The sequence below is a fragment of the Marinomonas gallaica genome (genome assembly GCF_001639745.1).
Taxonomy (GTDB): domain Bacteria; phylum Pseudomonadota; class Gammaproteobacteria; order Pseudomonadales; family Marinomonadaceae; genus Marinomonas; species Marinomonas gallaica.
This window is the reverse complement of the sequence record NZ_LTAX01000005.1, coordinates 1-16,143: the sequence shown is the minus strand read 5'-3', so window position 1 is coordinate 16,143 and position 16,143 is coordinate 1. Positions and strand designations below refer to the sequence as shown.

The following is a 16,143-nucleotide window of genomic DNA, read 5'->3' as shown; positions in this document are numbered from 1 at the left end:
CTATCTTTCGAATCATCCAGCGTTTTCTGCCTATTTGAGCAATGCGTTGCTTTAGCATCGTTGGCAGCTCGGTATAGGGACAATGTACGCACATTGTTATTATGAGTAAAATTCGTCTAATTCAGTTTGTGTTGAATTATTCTAATGATGGGGGGCTGCCTTTTTGAGTAACAGTTAAAGCTTAGCTGTGCTGGAGCAAAAAAAGTGAATGGAGCAGGGTAATGAGAGCTTTTAGTTTATTCGAGGGAGCAGTCTGCCCCTGAAATAGAGGCAGACAGTTAAATCAGGCGTCTTACTGAGTTGATTCGTCTTTATGCTTTAGCGTTTCAGGAATAACGGATTCAATATCGTCAGCGTGTTGTGGCGCGTTCTCAGAGATGTAATCAACCATACCACTGATGTTTTGCTCCAATTCGCTTTCTTCAGCCAAGCGATCCGCGTAGCGCATTTCTTCTAACTGCGTCGCAGCTGAAGTTGCGTAAGCTTCTGCAATCTCTACAACGGTCTCGGGATGTTCCTCCATAACCGATTCGGCCGCCGCTTCAAAGATTTCCATACTGTGTTCAGGGTCTGCGTCGGTTATCATGGTGGTCAACTCAGGTACTTCTTCGTAATCTGCTTCTTTAAAGACAAGATCTACTAATTCTGCGGTAGAACCCGATGCGTTGGTAATAATCGTCTGGATTAGCTCTTGCTGATGCTCATGGTTAGGATCGTATTTATTCAACCGTTGGTACAGCTCGGTCACATCGATACCTTCGATACTGGCCAACGCTTTGGCAAAATCTAACACTTGTTCAGGATAAGAACGCGCCAAGATGCTGACCATCTTCAACGCCAGCTTTGGCTGTAACTGAGCAATATCGACCGCGATCGCCACTTCATGACTTAACGTAGACGTATCGACGTATTCTATTCGAGGGTCTAGTTCGCTACTTACCCAACCCATTGCTGCACCTTGCGGGACAAAGGACTCTTGCTCATCAAGCGGTATAGATTGACGTACCTTACTGCGGTAAACAACAAAGAACGCGAACACTAACTGAATAAGACCCAGTGCAATAAAGAAATAGTCAATGCCAATGTGCTCCATTACCAGACCGATAATGTAGGGGCCAATAATACCTCCAGTCGCATAGATGATAATGATGGCGCCAATAGCACCGCTCATTTGATTTTGTTGTAATCGGTCAAATGTTTCAGAAATACCTAACGGATAGAGACTTGAAACAATTCCGCTACTGATACTAATCAATATCAATGATGCAATGAAGAAGTCAAAGCCCAGAACGGTAGGAATGAGTAACGTGCATACGATCGAGAAAAGTACAATATAGAGTATAACTTTGCGTCGTTCTAATCGGTCAGCAAGATAGCCTATTGGGAATTGCAGCGCGGCGCCACCAATGATAGCAGCACCAACCAGCAGTGATAGATTCACACCAGAGATGCCTTTTGAATCCGCATAAACGGACAGCATGCTAAGTAAGGAGCTTAATACTAAACCACAGACCAGTACCGAGCTGGCACCTACTGGGGATGTACGAATCAATTGCAGCATTGGCATAGGCACAGTATCTTCGACTTGAGGTGCCGTTGCTTTGCCCATTGCGATGGGGACAACCCCGCCACACAGAAGCAGACCAGCGATGATGTAGAGCGTTGCATGAGTGACATCAGCTATATTAACGACAAATGACCCTAAGAACATCGACAACAGCACTACAATTTGGTTAGTGGCCAAAATACGTGAACGTGTTTCAGAGGTGGAACGTTCACTTAGCCAACCATCGGAAACAATGTTGGTCGCAGCAATACAAAACCCCATAAGAATACGCATGATCGCCCAAACCCATTCATCAAACCATAGGTAGCAGATCAAAATACTGATCGCAGCCAGCGCGGCTGACGCCGTGTACATTCGAATATGTCCAACCCGTGTCATCAATCGTCGAGTAAACACGCCACCTAACAACAGCCCCACGGAAAACATAGACATGATTAAACCAATGTTTCCGGTGCTTACGTGTTCGAAATTTAACCGTAGAGGAAGCAGGACATTAATGAGTCCATGGCTTATATAGATGAAGAAGCCGCTGGCGAATAAAGCCAATAATGAAAATAGCGTTGCTGACATAAGTGAGGAGTCCGATGATCACTGAGGAGAATGTAGTTTAAGAAATGTTCGATGATACTAGATGGTAGTGTATCAGCATTACCTTATCCAGCTAATAACACTCTGTTCATCCTGCTAATGTATAGCTTGAGAATCATTAAAAGCCTTTCAATGGTTATTGGTTAAGAAAAAGCTGGGTTGCAGCGAGGCGAAACAAGATCCGCGATGGTAAAATCGTTAGTACACGTCACAAAGATATAAGCTTGGCAGGATACTTGAAAGCCTGAGTAATGGCAAAAATTAAAGCCCTATCGTTGTTACCGATAAGGCTTAGCCGCGTTTACAGCTTGTCTTGTTTTCCATTATAGGTGGTTCTGTATCCATGATGTGTTTTTGCTTACACCATCTAAAGTATAGAGATGAAAATAGATATTTTTTATACCCAGTCTTTCAATCTGCTGAGCCAGTTCAACAAAAAGTGAGTCGGTCTTCGCATCGAGTTGTTCGTCAGCGATATCCATCTTATAGTGAGCGAGTGCGTCAGCCGTAATAGGCACGCCAAAAAGGTTGGCGAAGTAGCGTATTGTTTTCACCTTTGTTGGGCAAGGTACGCCGATTCGAATAGGCTCCATGATTCCCGCTGCCCTGATGTCCTGAACCCACTTAATAATACGCGTCGTACAAAACGCCAGCTGCGTAGTGATCTCTATCTTATAATGGTTTTTTCTTAGAAATGCGATTTTCCACTTCAATGCCGCCATTAGTTGATCTGACGTTATATGCGGGTGTCCTTCTGGATAGCCCGCTATAACAATGGTTTCAACATCACATGTCTTCAATATGTTGCTTTCAAACAGCGCCAGTGAATTTTCATACGGTCCTTCAGGCGCCACTGGGTCACCGCCAACGAACATAAGTCGTTTGATGTCAGCGCGATATTTTAGCTCACCCACTAAATAGTCGAGGTCTGCTTTTGACGTGATCCTTCTTGACGAAAGGATAGGTGTAGGCTCTAAACCGAGCGCTTTGATTGTGACAGCAGCCTGAATTCGTTGCTGGTGCGTTTCATTACCAATAAAAGCAATATTAACGGGCGTATGGGGTGGCAGCAGGCCGGCAACCGTTGAGAGCTCCTGTACGCTCTTGCCTGTTGTCTCAAGACTAAATTTGGGTAGGGGTAAAGTCATTTTATTCCTAAAAACAAGTCATCGCATAAATAGGATATTGATACGGTTTTTGTTCAAGTAGTAGGGGCAGATGTGAAATAAAAGATGATGACAGACACTGAGAATCCATTGTACGTTTTTATCTGTCCCTATTTATTCTCTTCTTTTTTGTACCTGTGTTGAATTCTTAAACAGTCCTATTATCAGCTTGTTTAGAAGCACGGCAGAGATCCCTTACATGGGTGCAGCACCTTGTCAAACCACTGTCTGTTGTGAAGATTTTATTGATTAAGAGGTAACATTATGGGATTCGACTTAATTATCATCTGGGCACTCGTAATTGGCTTTGCGCTAATGATGTATGTCTTGATGGATGGTTTTGATTTGGGTGTCGGTTTGTTGTTTATTGGGGTCCGAAATAAACAACACCGAGATGTAATGATAGATTCCGTGGCCCCTGTATGGGATGGGAATGCAATTTGGTTAGTACTCGGCGGCGCCTGCATGATGGCCGTGTTTCCGCTGGCGTATTCGATCATTTTAGACGCGTTATACATTCCTTTGTTGTGTATGTTGTTTGGTTTCATGCTGCGCGGAGTTGCCTTTCAATATCGCTTCAAAGCGGGCGCTAAAGATAAAGGTATTTGGGACGCCCTGTTCTGTGTGGGCTCTGTTGTGGCGACCTTCTTCCAAGGCGTGGCGATAGGAGCGGTCATTGAAGGGTTTGCCATTGAGAATGGTCAATTCGTTGGAAGTGCATGGGATTGGGTGAGTTGGTTTAGTATTCTGGTTGGTTTTTGTATTTTGCCTGCTTACGGTTTATTGGGATCCACTTGGTTATTGATCAAAACGGAAAACGAACTCAACCAAAAAATGCGCCATTATTCGCACCATTTATTAGTGTGGCTTGGCTACGCGATGACCGTACTTATCCTTGTTACGCCATTCTTAACAGAAGCGTTAAGAGAGCGTTGGCTAGGGCTACCAAATTTCTTCTATATGGGCTTCATTCCAATGCTTGGTTTGATGCAGTTTACTTGGGTGTACTACGTTATTCGCTTCTCAGAATGGCAAAAGTGGCCATTTGCATTGACGCTAGGACTGCTTGGGCTAGCTTATTTCACGTTGATTACTAGCTTGATGCCGAACATTATCCCGCCAGATCTGACTGTCTATCAAGCGGCCGCACCTGAATCGAGCTTACCCTTTACCCTCTGGGGGGGCGCTATTTTTGTACCTGTCATACTTGGTTGTTGCTATTGGTCTTATCATGTTTTTTGCGCCAAAGTTCGTGATACAGAAGGGTAATACTAGATAAGTACACGGCTAACTCAAAACCTTGTAGGACTATTTTATGTATCAATACGATGACTATGACCGTGCCTTAGTGAAAGAGCGCGTTGCACAATTTCGCGATCAAGTTGCACGTTACCAAGCAGAAGAACTGAGTGAAGAAGAGTTTTTGCCTTTACGATTGCAAAATGGATTATATCTGCAAAAACATGCCTATATGCTGCGTGTTGCCATTCCATATGGTGTGTTATCAACGAAACAATTACGCGCGCTGGCCGACATTGGTGACAGGTATGATAAAGGCTATGGTCATTTTACAACGCGCCAAAATATTCAGTATAACTGGGTCAAATTGTCTAAAGTGCCCGATATTCTAGCGTACCTAGCTGAGCATGATATGCATGCGATTCAGACTTCTGGCAATGTTGTGCGTAATGTCACCACGGAAGCGTTTGCCGGTGTGGCCGAAGATGAGGTGTATGACCCGCGCATTTTTGCAGAGATCATTCGTCAGTGGTCGACGATTAACCCTGAATTTTTGTTCTTGCCAAGAAAATTCAAGATTGCAGTAAGCGCCACAGAAGAGGATCGTGCGGCGGTACGTATTCATGATGTTGGCTTATACTTGCATCGTGATGAGTCTGAAGCGTTATATTTTAAAGTTATGGTCGGTGGCGGATTAGGTCGCACACCATACATTAGTAAGCTTTTAAATGACCGGCTGCCTTGGTGTGATCTACTGTCTTATCTAGAGGCAATTTTGCGGGTGTTTAATCGCTATGGCCGACGAGATAGTAAATACAAAGCGCGCATCAAGATTTTGGTAAATACATTGGGAATAGATGCTTTTAAGCAAGAGGTTGAGCAAGAGTTTCAGCAAATTGCTAAAGAGCCTAATCGGTTAACGGACAGTGAACTAAGCCGAATTGCCTCACAGTTTTTGCCTGCGGTTTACCAGCGGTTAGACGAAACAGATTTAGGTTTCGCGACGCGCCTACAAAATAATGAGGCATTTTCTAACTGGTATAACTTGAATGTACGTAAGCACAAAGTCTCTGGTTATCGATCGGTGGTCATTTCAACGAAATTTCCCAATAACATTCCAGGCGACGTTACCAGCGAACAAATGCGTGGAATAGCAGATCTAGCCGAACGTTTTGGTTTTGGTGAAGTGCGCGTCACCCATGAACAAAATTTGGTGTTGCCTGATGTGCCAAACACTGCGCTGTTTCAAGTCTGGATGCAGCTTAATGAGCTAGGCCTAGGTGTATCTAACCACACACTCTTGTCCGATATGATTGTCTGCCCAGGCGCAAGCTATTGTAATTTGGCAACAGCACATTCTTTTCCAGTAGCGGAGCAGGTTGTTCAAGTTTTTAGCTTGGAGGAACAGCAAGATATTGGTCCTGTTAGTATGAATTTATCAGGATGTATAAACTCTTGCGCGCACCATCACATCGCTAACATTGGCATGTTAGGTCTCAACAAGAGCCAAACAGATCACTATCAAATTACCTTAGGCGGACGACAGGGAACGCAGAGTCGATTAGGTAAAGTGCTTGGCCCAGCGATTGCGGAGTCGGAATTACCACAGGCTATTCGCATGTTGTTTGATGTGTATCGACGACATCGTGAGGTAAAAGAGAGCTTCATTCAGGTAGTAGATCGTATTGGTTTAGCACCCTTCAAGGACGCACTGTACCAGGAGAAAAGTGTATGAAGAATACGATTACCTTAGTCGATGGTGAAGCGAGTGTGGATTTAAACGACCCATGGGAACTAGTGCTGAATCAAGAATGTTCAGGGCAGTACTGCGTTGAACCATCAGCGATTTGGTTAAGTCGACCTGCGTCCGATAGGGGAGCGGCGGTTCTAATTGAGCAAGAACAAGAGCTGCATGATATTCAGCCATATTTGCAGGATATTCGACTGGTGGCTTTAATGTTCAAGGACTTCAAAGACGGCAGGGCCTATAGCTTGGCGTATTTACTGCGTACGCGCTTTGGCTATAAAGGTGAGCTAAGGGCCGTCGGAGACGTACTCCGTGATCAATTAAGTTTGATGCGACAATGTGGTTTTACCAGCTTTGCTATCAAAGAAGGGAAAGATCCCTATGATGCATTAAAAGGCATCAAAGGTCTGTCCGTCACTTACAGCTCAAGCGTCAGTTCGCCTTCACCTTTGTTTAGGCGAGTACGACGTTATTGATTTTCCAACAACGTTTGAAACAGCAGATGCAGCGCCGCTCGACGGCGCTCAGTCAACGGTTGCGAAAAGCTCAAACGCATGTGGTTTTTATACAATCCATGTGCTGAAAATAGAACACCAGGCGTGAGTACGATGCCTTTCTCCAGTAACAGTTTATAGCTTTTTTGAGTGTCGATCTGATTAGGGAGCTCAACCCAGCAGCTGAGCCCGCCATGAGGTTTACTAAACTTTATTTGTCCCCCCCAATAACGCTTCAGCTCGTCGAGCAATTGGTCTCTTTGCTCTTTTAATTGCTGGCGATATTGATTGACGTAACGCTTGAAATGCCCCTGATGGATGAACTCTGCCAGCCCTTCTTGCACCGCTTGTGGACTCGCCAATTGCGTAATCAGTTTTAACTGGACTATTTTCGCATGCAATGCGCCGCCGGCAACCCACCCAATACGAAGTTCTCTTGATAAGCACTTTGAGAACGAGCTGCACAAAATAACTCGACCTTCGCGGCATTCATTTTTAATGGGTGGGCACAGTTCACTGCGAAAACGTAGTTCACCGTAAATATCGTCTTCTATGATGAAAAAATCATGTTGGTGGGCAAGTTGCAGAAGCGATCTAGTGTGCTCTATGGGCATCCTAGCCCCAGTTGGGGTGTTAAAATTGGGGGTGACAATACAGGCTTTGATCGGCCAGTCTTGTATTTTTTCGGCCAGTTCTTGTAAATCAATCCCTGTATTGGGGTCAGATGAAATTTCAATGACATGCAGCCCAAGTTGCTCTAGCTGTTGTAATACACCGTAGAAGGCAGGCGATTCAATCGCGACAGTATCCCCCGGTTGGCAAGCGGCCATTAAAGCGAGAAACAAAGCATGCTGGCAGCCAGAAGTAATGCATAAGTCGTCAGGTGTTAACTGCGTTTCTCGCTGCCGATATAAGTCCGCAATGGCTTGACGCAATCCCACATGACCTTTGGGTTCATCGTAATAATGGGCTTTTTGTTCTGGATGAGTGCGAGAAGCTTTGCCAATCATGCGATTCAGTGTCACTAGATGTTGTGCCACGGGCACGGGGTCATCCGTTGGCAATATGTCGAACGCGGCACTTCGAGACATAATATCGCGAAAAATGTCAGGCACGTTTACCAATGCTGGGACCGAAGGCGTAGAGACTTTTTGCGGCGCATTGTAATCCGCATTCGCCTCATTCACAAAGTATCCAGATTTAGGTACCGCATAGATCAGTTGATCGGCTTCTAATTTATGTAAAGCATGAACAACCGTTGCCTTAGACATCTCATGAAGTTTACAGAGTATTCTGACAGAGGGGAGTTTTTCACCCACTTTAAAACGACCTGTTTGAATCTGTTGGCGAAGCAATACTTCAAGTGCTTGGTAACGAAATGCCCCCATAAGGTAGTGCTCCTAGTTTAATTGGCTCATCTGGGCATAGTTTAGCGAATTTATTTGGGAATTCATCTATCTGGGTATATTTTTAACGTATTAAGTTTTTGGTTGGTGGCAAAAATTTGAGTTAAATCAAGGGATGGCTTTTAACCTTCTGTGCTCATGTATTTCGGGGTGATCTGTCTCTAATTCTAAAAATAAATATCACTAAAGTAGCCTCGATGTTTCATTGAGGTACAACCCATGCAAAAGATTCCCTTAAAAGACACCACTGTTTCGGATGGCAAGATCTACGTGCGCCTTATAAAAGGGCGCTTTCAAACGTTACGACGCTTGATTAGTTGGCCGATGCTGACTGCGTTTTTTCTGTTATGTTGGCTACGTATTGACGACGTTCCAGTGCTGATGTTCTCCTTTTCTACGCACCGTATTCTATTGTTTGGTTTGGAGTTGTCTTGGTACGACCTTCAGCTGCTTGGAGGGCTGCTTATTGCAGGGGCAACACTGATGTTTTTCTTGTCCATGTTGGCAGGACGAGTCTGGTGTGGTTTTGCATGTCCACAAAGTGTGTGGACTTGGATCTTTATTCGTATTGAAGATGTGGTCGAGGGCAAAGCCAATCGACGAGCCAAACAAGATAAGCAACCGATTAAACAAGCACATGTTTACAGAAGACTCTTAAAGCACGCACTATGGTTAATCGTGTCTGTCTGGACCGCTTTAACATTCACCGGTTACTTTGTCGATTTATACAGTTTATTGTCGCAGATTATTCATTTTGAACTGCCCATTTACCTAGTGGGTTGGCTTATGACTGTTAGTGCATTCACTTACTTAAATGCTGGCATTGTTCGCGAGAAAATTTGTCTACATGCTTGCCCGTACTCGCGTTTTCAATCGGTGATGCTGGATCAGCACAGTAAAGTTGTGTCGTATGATGTTGCTCGCGGCGAACCAAGGGTATCTAAGCGCCAGCTAGCACAGGCATCGCGTCAAGGGGATTGTGTTGACTGTACTCTGTGTGTGCAAGTGTGTCCCGTTGGGATCGACATACGGCAGGGCTTACAAGCGCCTTGTATTAATTGCGGTGCGTGTATTGACGCGTGCGACAGTGTCATGAAAAAGCTTTCCAAGCCGCTAGGATTGGTTCGTTTTGCCAGTGAATCGGAACTAGAAGGCCAACGCTATCAGCTGTTGCGTCCACGACTTATCGGGTATTTTTCAGTCATGTCTATCGCGTTTGCAACGGTCGCGTATGGCTTCACTCAGACAACGGATTTATTAGTGGAATTTAACCGCGAGCGAGGTGCAATGTACAGCATCATGGGGAATGGAGACGTGTGTAACTTCTATAAAGTCAAAGCGGAAGCGTTTAATATTGAAGCCAAAACCATGCAGATGCGGGTCGGTAATTCAACCTACCGAATCTACGGTGATTCTGATATCGCGCTTAAACCCGGCGACGCTTACTGGCGTTCTGTTCGACTGTGTACAAATGCCCCGGCTGCCGGAAAAACAGCGGTTGAAATGGTGTTTACAGCAGGAGACGCTACGCTGAAAAAAACAACGACATTTTTCGCACCGCGACACTAAACCGCTTCAGTTTAGACTTGTATCGTCTAGGATAGATGTATTGGCTACTCTCCATCTCTCTGATCATCACTGCATGATCAGAGGGTTCGCTTCTTCTCAGATTTAAGGGTCCATTGCTAACGACCAGTTGTTTAAAAAATGCATTTTTTTATGTTGGTCCAAGTAGAGTAATAATTCCGGTCCAAGACGAATAGGGTGGAAGTTCGTGGACTTTTGCAGCTGATTATTGGTGTCGTTATGGGAGCCGAGGCGGCGGTCAAGTGGCATTAATGCAGTTTTGTTGGCAATGGTTTTTTGCCCTGCTGGAGACCTTAGGTATGTGATAAAGGCCGCGGCTAAAGGAGGACTTTTAGCGTTTCGATGAACAAAAGCGGAACGAATAATCGCCAAGGTATAGTCTTCAGGAATAATCACGCCAATGTGCTCATTATAAGCCGCTTTTGCCATGGCGTAAGAGCCTAAAAGGTTATAGCCGAAAACCAAATCTCCTGTTGTGAGTCGTGTCAGAAGTAGTGATGTACAACAATGAATATCGGCTCTTGCTCGACCTAAACTCTCCTGTAATCGACCTGTAAGACTGAAAGCAACCTCGTCTTGAGAGGCGACCAAATAACCCAGTCCGGAACTGGCTGCATCATAAGTGCCAATCCTGTTGTGATAAAAATCCGCTTGCTCCCTCAGCTGTTCAGCAAGTGCTTCGTGGGTATGAGGGATAGGTTTATTAATAAACGCTTCTTTGTTGTATACAAACACGACCGGTTCATAAGTAAAACCAAACAGCTCGTTCGTCCATTGTGCCCAGGGCTGATTAGACGTGACTTCAGGTACATCGTAAACGGGTTGGGCAAAGCCGTCATTGACCAGTTTTACCTGTAAGTCTGATGCAGAGCTGATCACCACATCAGGCGCCGGTAAAGTAGGCGTGAGTAACTCTTGAAACAGCTCAATGGTATTAAACTCTCTATATACGATCGTCGTATTAGGGTAAAGCGTTTCAAATTCGTGCAGCATGGGTCGTATGGCGCCAATGTCCGTAGCACTGTATATACGAAGCACGGTATCGTTCGCAAAAAGATGGGAGGTGATACAAAAACTCAAGAGGCTAATGATTAGACGACGCATGGAGTGTCTCCGTTAATCGAGGTAATGAAAAGCAAACGGCAAGACCACCCAACTCACTTTTCGAGAGTATCAGGCGGCCCTGATGGGATAACGCCGCACTTTGTGCGATAGCAAGCCCTAGGCCAGAGCCTTGAGTGTTGGTTCCGACTTTCACGAAGCGTTCTAATGCATGCATTCTTTGATTTTCTGGAATACCTTGACCATTGTCTTCTATGCACACTCGACAATCTAAATCATATGTCTCAAGACTAATACGAATGACTCCATGTGTTGTTGAACGATCTGAAGTGCCATGAGCAACGGCATTGTCGATGACATTTCGTAAGGCTTCTTTAAGCACTATTTCATCCCCAAGAATAGTGATGTTCTCTGAGGCGGGGACATACTCAAACTCAATGTTTGTGTGCGCATAATCGCGCACTGCATAGGTGATTATGTCCTGTAAAAAATGATGCATATCGATAGGCGTAAAGGCTTGATGGTCGCCCCTATGTACGATGGTTGCGTGAACTAATAATTGATTGGTTAAACGTGTGAGTTTGGTATGGTCTTGATAGATCGCTTCGACAACTTTTTTATCTACTCGCTCGTTTTTAGACGACAGAGCGATCTCAAGCTGCGCTTTTGTTGTGGCTTGGGCTGTGCGTATTTGATGAGATGCGTCAGCAATAAAGTCGCGCATTGCTACCAGCGCATCCAACCATTGTTGCCGATAGTTATTAATCGCATGTGTTAATGGAGCAACTTCTAGTATTTTGGTGGCGGGCAGTCGTCCGTTTTCCATAGGTGACTGAGAAACAAGTTGTGAAGAAAGCCAGCTAAGCGGTGATAGGGCACGATTAATGGCAACCCACATAACCAAGAGAGCAATGGCCATGACCGCCATTAGGGTTGTCAGTGCGGCATAGAGTGTGTCTCGCATTTGTTCATCGCGAGCAATGGTTGTTTGCCCCAAAATGATGGAGACATTGCCAGCAACAGAACGCTCGCTTAAGCGCTTATGACGCACAATAAAGCGTACTTTTTGCTGTTTGTAAAAATGCAATTCATAACGTGGCTGCGTGGACGCTTGCTCCGTTACCGATGGGGAAAGAGGTAAATCCGAATAACCACTTAAAAAATCACCATTTGGACCATAAATGGCGTAATAAACTTTATCTTCAGGGGCGAGTTGTAAAATCTCAAAAGCGGAATAGGGCAGATCAATATGTACCTTGTTTTTAGCGACGTTGATGCCATCCAACATGGTAACGCTGGCACTTGAGAGCAGTCGGTCATAGGAATAGTCAGCGCTGGTGTTGGCGTAATGCCATACGCCAACACTGAGAATGGCTAACACGGTACACATCAACAGCGCTGTTCGGGTCAGCATCTTCTGGCGTAAGGAATACATTCGCGACGAAGTGAGCTTCTTTAGATGCTCTTTAATCGTGAACATGCGCTAAATATCCCATGCCACGAACGGTCTTGATAATCAAAGTCGACCCTTGAATTTGCTTTCTTAACCTCGTCAAGATTTGCTCGACCGCATTAGGTGTATAGGCCTCACCAAAATTATACAGACGGTTAGCGATATCATCTTTGGTTAGCATTCTATCGAGATGCGTTAGAAACAGTTCCAGCATTTGTACTTCTCGCGGCCGTAGCTCGATGATCTCATCGCCAATCTTTACGGTTTTGGTTGCACTGTTAAAGCTTAAATTGCCACATTGAATTTCGTTGTCTGATTTTCCTCGTTCTCGTCTCACCAGTGCTCGGCAACGTGCCGCGAGCTCTCTTAAATCGAACGGTTTTACCAAGTAATCATCCGCACCTAAGTCTAAGGCACTCACTCGATCATCAATGTCAGCGCGCGCTGTTAATATTAATACTGGAAGTGGGTTTTTTCGAATTCTTAGAGAAGATAGCAGCTCAAAGCCGCTTTTTCCCGGCAAGTTAACATCAAGGATCAACATGTCAAATTCGTCGTGCGCAAGTATCGAGTCGGCCTTTTCCGCGCTACTCACCCAGTCAATCGCATGCCCATTTTCAGTAAAATAATGAACGATCGAGTTGGCTAATCCTTCATTGTCTTCGGTAAGTAAAACCCGCATAGAGATACTCTTTTTTATACCTGTCAGGTTGATGTCAGTTTCGGTGCTTACTTTTACCTTACTGCGATCTTCGATGCAGAACAATAACAACAAAAGCGGAGCTTTAATAATGAAGACTTTTAAGAAATCTCTCCTAGCCCTTTCTTTCATCGGCATGGCGTCCATGGCGTCTGCCTATGAGCCATCTAAACCTACTTGTATTGCCCCAGCAAAACCTGGCGGCGGCTTCGACCTAACTTGCCGAGTGATTTCAACAGGTTTCGAGCGCGCTCAACTGCTTGATAAGCCAATGGCCGTTAAGTTTATGCCTGGCGGTGTTGGCGCGGTGGCTTATAACCATATCAACAAAGTGAACCCAGATGATGGCGATGTGCTTGTGGCATTCAGCTCTGGTTCTTTACTTAACCTAGCGCAAGGTAAGTTTGGTAAGGGCTTGGACGAGAATGATGCACGTTGGGTCGGCACTGCAGGGGTTGACTACGGCGCTATCATCGTTTCATCGGATGCGCCATGGCAAACACTTGGCGATCTTGTAACAGATATGCGAAAAGATCCTACCGCCTTTGTACTGGGTGCTGGCGGCGGTGTCGGCAGTCAAGATTGGATGAAAGCTGCGATCTTGATGAAAGCGTCTGGCATCGACCCCAAGAAAATGCGCTACGTTGCCTACGAAGGTGGTGGTGAAGCAACTGCGGCGTTAATGGGCGGACATATCAAAGTATATCCTGGTGATATTGGTGAAATGAAAGGCCAACTTGATGCGGGTAAAGTGCGTGTTTTGGCCGTTATGTCGCCAGAGCGTTTAGAAGGTGAGTTTTCCTCGATTCCAACGGCTCATGAGCAGGGGTTCAATGCCGAATGGACCATTATGCGTGGCTATTATCTAGGGCCAAAAGTATCAGATGATGCGTACGAGTACTGGTCAAATAAATTTGCTGAAGCCTATAAAACAGATGGCTTTAAGCAAACGGTTGCAGAAAAAGGCTTGATGCCATTTTACATGCACGGCGAAGCATTGGATGAGTATGTGAAAGTACGAGTTCAAGACATGCGTGAATTAGCAAAAGCAGCCGGCTTGATTAAATAATGGATGGGGCTTTTTATGTTTGACCGCCTATTTGCTGGCGCTCTGTTATGTCTGTCTGGGCTTATTGCCTGGACAGCATATCACTTCGATGTGCCTTTTCAGTATGAACCGCTTGGGCCTAAAGCCTTTCCTCTTATTTTATCGACAGTAATGGCTTTTTGTTCAGTTTGGTTATTCGTCAAACCTAGCCCAAATAAATGGGCACCAACGGGCGCCGTGTTACTAAAGCTTTTAAGTGGTGTCGCATTAATGACGGGTTACGCTTTTCTATTTGAAAAAGCAGGATTTATTGTATCGACAGCCATTGTAGGCACGGTATTTTGTATTCTGTTTGGCGAAAAACCAGTTCGAGCAATCATTTACTCTGTCATCTTAAGTGTCGTCAGTTACTTTGTGATGAAACATCTACTGCAGCTAAACGTACCAACTGGTATGTTATTCGGAGGGTAATATGGAAACGCTCGGATTTCTTGCGACGGGCTTTTCGGTCGCTCTCGCGCCAATGAATTTGGCATTAGTATTAATTGGTTGCTTTGTGGGAACACTCATTGGTTCGTTACCAGGTATCGGACCGATCAACGGTGTGGCCATTTTATTACCATTGGCTTATGCCATGGGATTTCCACCTGAATCCGCACTGATTCTATTGGCTGGTGTGTATTACGGTGCAGAATATGGCGGCCGTATTTCAAGTATCTTATTAAATGTGCCCGGCGACGCCGGAGCGATCATGACAACCTTAGATGGTTATCCACTCGCTCAAAAAGGTGAGGGTGGAAGAGCGTTGGCGCTTTCAGCGGTGGCATCATTTTTCGGTAGCATGGGCGCACTTATTTTAATTGTGTTCTTCGCACCGATGTTAAGCGATCTTGCGCTTAAATTCGGCCCAAGTGAGTTTGTTTGGCTGATGACGTTCGCCTTTACCTGTCTTGCAACCATGGTTGGCAGCCGTCCTCTTAAAACCACCATTGGTGTGATCATTGGTTTGTTATTAGCAACGGTCGGTGTTGACTCTGGTACGGGGATCCTACGTTTTACGATGGACATTCCAAACTTCTTTGATGGTGTCGACTTCTTGGTCGTTGTCATAGGTATGTTTGCGATCAGTGAAGTATTAGTGTTATTGGAAAGCTGGCTACGCAACGATATGAAGCTGACGCCAGTTGGCAAAAGTTTTGTATCGATGAGTGATTTGATGGCGGTGAAATGGGTCGTGTTACGCTCTACTATCGTTGGTTTTGTTATTGGTGTTTTACCCGGCACAGGAGCCTCTATCGGTAGTGCCGTGGCCTACGGTACCGAAAAGCGTTTCGCGGAAGGTCATGATGATCAGTTTGGTAAAGGTGACATTCGCGGCCTAGCGGCACCGGAAGCGGCGAATAATGCATCGGCGGCTGGCTCAATGTTGCCAATGCTGACATTGGGCATCCCTGGCAGTGGTACGACAGCGATTCTGCTTGGCGCGTTGTTGATGTTTAACATCACACCAGGACCGCTGTTGTTTGAACAGCAGCCGGAAATCGCATGGGGTCTGATTGCCTCTATGTTTGTCGGTAACATTGCTTTGTTGGTGATGAACCTACCACTGATTGGTATGTTCGTTCGATTGTTGTCTATTAAACAATCTTATCTTGTACCGATCATCGTGATGTTAACCTTTATTGGTATCTATTCCATTCATGGTGACAGCTTTGATCTTTACTTCATGGTCGTGCTGGGTGTGTTTGCGTTCATTCTACGTAAACTAGGGTTCTCATTGGCGCCGGTTATTCTCGGCTTAGTGCTAGGAGCTGTACTAGAAGAAAACCTACGTCGAGCGCTTTCTATAAGTGGTGGAGACTGGGGCATTCTATTCAATGGACCCATCACTATTACACTAGCGATCGCAACGCTGCTTGCTTTGGTTGGGCCGTTTGTAATTAAAGCACTGAAAAAGCGTTAAACTAAGTGCTTTAACATTATAAAAGCCACCTTCAGGGTTAATGCTGTTCACTTAAGCGAAACAGCATTACGAGATACTGGATACCTCGTCTTTGATTGCTTTACCATGCGGGGCCTACTAGGC

General features: G+C 45.2%; 13 protein-coding genes. 7 read left to right on the top strand and 6 right to left on the bottom strand.

Annotation, left to right across the window (positions count from 1 at the left end; all coding sequences use genetic code 11):
- Positions 1-292: 292 nt before the first annotated feature.
- A complete protein-coding gene (locus AYW76_RS06685; protein WP_082866143.1) occupies positions 293-2,137 on the bottom strand; it encodes an MFS transporter in 1,845 nt (614 codons plus the stop codon).
- A 341-nt stretch (positions 2,138-2,478) separates the two neighbouring features.
- A complete protein-coding gene (locus tag AYW76_RS06680) occupies positions 2,479-3,303 on the bottom strand; it encodes a methylenetetrahydrofolate reductase (protein WP_067217494.1) in 825 nt (274 codons plus the stop codon).
- A gap of 282 nt (positions 3,304-3,585) precedes the next feature.
- Between AYW76_RS06680 and cydB the strand changes: the two genes are divergently transcribed.
- From cydB to AYW76_RS06665, 3 genes are read left to right on the top strand one after another with little or no spacing between them, the layout of a single operon-like run.
- Positions 3,586-4,590, top strand: coding sequence for a cytochrome d ubiquinol oxidase subunit II (gene cydB / locus AYW76_RS06675; protein WP_067217491.1), 1,005 nt, complete (start codon positions 3,586-3,588; stop codon positions 4,588-4,590).
- 46 nt (positions 4,591-4,636) lie between these two features.
- A complete protein-coding gene (locus tag AYW76_RS06670; RefSeq protein ID WP_067217488.1) occupies positions 4,637-6,295 on the top strand; it encodes a nitrite/sulfite reductase in 1,659 nt (552 codons plus the stop codon).
- Complete coding sequence (locus AYW76_RS06665) at positions 6,292-6,783, top strand: DUF934 domain-containing protein (RefSeq protein WP_067217486.1); 492 nt, start codon at positions 6,292-6,294, stop codon at positions 6,781-6,783. The genes AYW76_RS06670 and AYW76_RS06665 overlap by 4 nt, the downstream gene beginning before the upstream one ends.
- On the opposite strand, the gene AYW76_RS06660 is transcribed toward AYW76_RS06665, so the two are convergent.
- Entirely contained in the window at positions 6,777-8,189 is a 1,413-nt protein-coding gene (locus tag AYW76_RS06660) for an aminotransferase-like domain-containing protein (protein ID WP_067217483.1), read from the bottom strand. The genes AYW76_RS06665 and AYW76_RS06660 overlap by 7 nt on opposite strands.
- Before the next feature lie 237 nt (positions 8,190-8,426).
- Here AYW76_RS06660 and ccoG point away from each other — a divergent pair, with 237 nt between their 5' ends.
- Complete coding sequence (gene ccoG / locus AYW76_RS06655; RefSeq protein WP_067217479.1) at positions 8,427-9,776, top strand: cytochrome c oxidase accessory protein CcoG; 1,350 nt, start codon at positions 8,427-8,429, stop codon at positions 9,774-9,776.
- A 102-nt stretch (positions 9,777-9,878) separates the two neighbouring features.
- Here the strand turns inward: ccoG and AYW76_RS06650 are convergent, their stop codons facing one another.
- Genes AYW76_RS06650 through AYW76_RS06640 form a run of 3 tightly spaced genes read right to left on the bottom strand, consistent with a single transcriptional unit; the run spans position 9,879 to position 12,991 of the window.
- Positions 9,879-10,898, bottom strand: coding sequence for an ABC transporter substrate-binding protein (locus tag AYW76_RS06650; protein WP_067217476.1), 1,020 nt, complete (start codon positions 10,896-10,898; stop codon positions 9,879-9,881).
- Positions 10,879-12,336, bottom strand: coding sequence for a sensor histidine kinase (locus AYW76_RS06645; protein ID WP_067217472.1), 1,458 nt, complete (start codon positions 12,334-12,336; stop codon positions 10,879-10,881). Before AYW76_RS06645 ends, AYW76_RS06650 begins: the two co-directional genes overlap by 20 nt.
- On the bottom strand, positions 12,323-12,991 hold the full coding sequence (locus tag AYW76_RS06640) for a response regulator transcription factor (RefSeq protein WP_067217468.1): 669 nt from the start codon (positions 12,989-12,991) through the stop codon (positions 12,323-12,325). The genes AYW76_RS06645 and AYW76_RS06640 overlap by 14 nt, the downstream gene beginning before the upstream one ends.
- Positions 12,992-13,100: 109 nt before the next feature.
- Between AYW76_RS06640 and AYW76_RS06635 the strand changes: the two genes are divergently transcribed.
- From AYW76_RS06635 to AYW76_RS06625, 3 genes are read left to right on the top strand one after another with little or no spacing between them, the layout of a single operon-like run.
- Positions 13,101-14,078, top strand: a complete 978-nt coding sequence (locus tag AYW76_RS06635) for a Bug family tripartite tricarboxylate transporter substrate binding protein (RefSeq protein ID WP_082866142.1) — start codon at positions 13,101-13,103, stop codon at positions 14,076-14,078.
- A 15-nt stretch (positions 14,079-14,093) separates the two neighbouring features.
- Positions 14,094-14,528 (top strand): tripartite tricarboxylate transporter TctB family protein, encoded by a 435-nt coding sequence (locus AYW76_RS06630; protein WP_067217465.1) that lies wholly within the window; start codon positions 14,094-14,096, stop codon positions 14,526-14,528.
- Between the two features lies 1 nt (position 14,529).
- The gene (locus AYW76_RS06625) at positions 14,530-16,020 is read left to right on the top strand and encodes a tripartite tricarboxylate transporter permease (RefSeq protein WP_067217462.1); all 1,491 of its coding nucleotides are present in this window, start codon (positions 14,530-14,532) and stop codon (positions 16,018-16,020) included.
- Positions 16,021-16,143 lie beyond the last annotated feature (123 nt).

Excerpts from the sequence above, each read along its gene's own strand:
- AYW76_RS06685 (WP_082866143.1), bottom strand. The coding sequence starts at position 2,137 with ATGTCAGCAACGCTATTTTCATTATTGGCTTTATTCGCCAGCGGCTTC.
- AYW76_RS06680 (WP_067217494.1), bottom strand. The coding sequence starts at position 3,303 with ATGACTTTACCCCTACCCAAATTTAGTCTTGAGACAACAGGCAAGAGC.
- cydB (WP_067217491.1), top strand. The coding sequence starts at position 3,586 with ATGGGATTCGACTTAATTATCATCTGGGCACTCGTAATTGGCTTTGCG.
- AYW76_RS06670 (WP_067217488.1), top strand. The coding sequence starts at position 4,637 with ATGTATCAATACGATGACTATGACCGTGCCTTAGTGAAAGAGCGCGTT.
- AYW76_RS06665 (WP_067217486.1), top strand. The coding sequence starts at position 6,292 with ATGAAGAATACGATTACCTTAGTCGATGGTGAAGCGAGTGTGGATTTA.
- AYW76_RS06660 (WP_067217483.1), bottom strand. The coding sequence starts at position 8,189 with ATGGGGGCATTTCGTTACCAAGCACTTGAAGTATTGCTTCGCCAACAG.
- ccoG (WP_067217479.1), top strand. The coding sequence starts at position 8,427 with ATGCAAAAGATTCCCTTAAAAGACACCACTGTTTCGGATGGCAAGATC.
- AYW76_RS06650 (WP_067217476.1), bottom strand. The coding sequence starts at position 10,898 with ATGCGTCGTCTAATCATTAGCCTCTTGAGTTTTTGTATCACCTCCCAT.
- AYW76_RS06645 (WP_067217472.1), bottom strand. The coding sequence starts at position 12,336 with ATGTTCACGATTAAAGAGCATCTAAAGAAGCTCACTTCGTCGCGAATG.
- AYW76_RS06640 (WP_067217468.1), bottom strand. The coding sequence starts at position 12,991 with ATGCGGGTTTTACTTACCGAAGACAATGAAGGATTAGCCAACTCGATC.
- AYW76_RS06635 (WP_082866142.1), top strand. The coding sequence starts at position 13,101 with ATGAAGACTTTTAAGAAATCTCTCCTAGCCCTTTCTTTCATCGGCATG.
- AYW76_RS06630 (WP_067217465.1), top strand. The coding sequence starts at position 14,094 with ATGTTTGACCGCCTATTTGCTGGCGCTCTGTTATGTCTGTCTGGGCTT.
- AYW76_RS06625 (WP_067217462.1), top strand. The coding sequence starts at position 14,530 with ATGGAAACGCTCGGATTTCTTGCGACGGGCTTTTCGGTCGCTCTCGCG.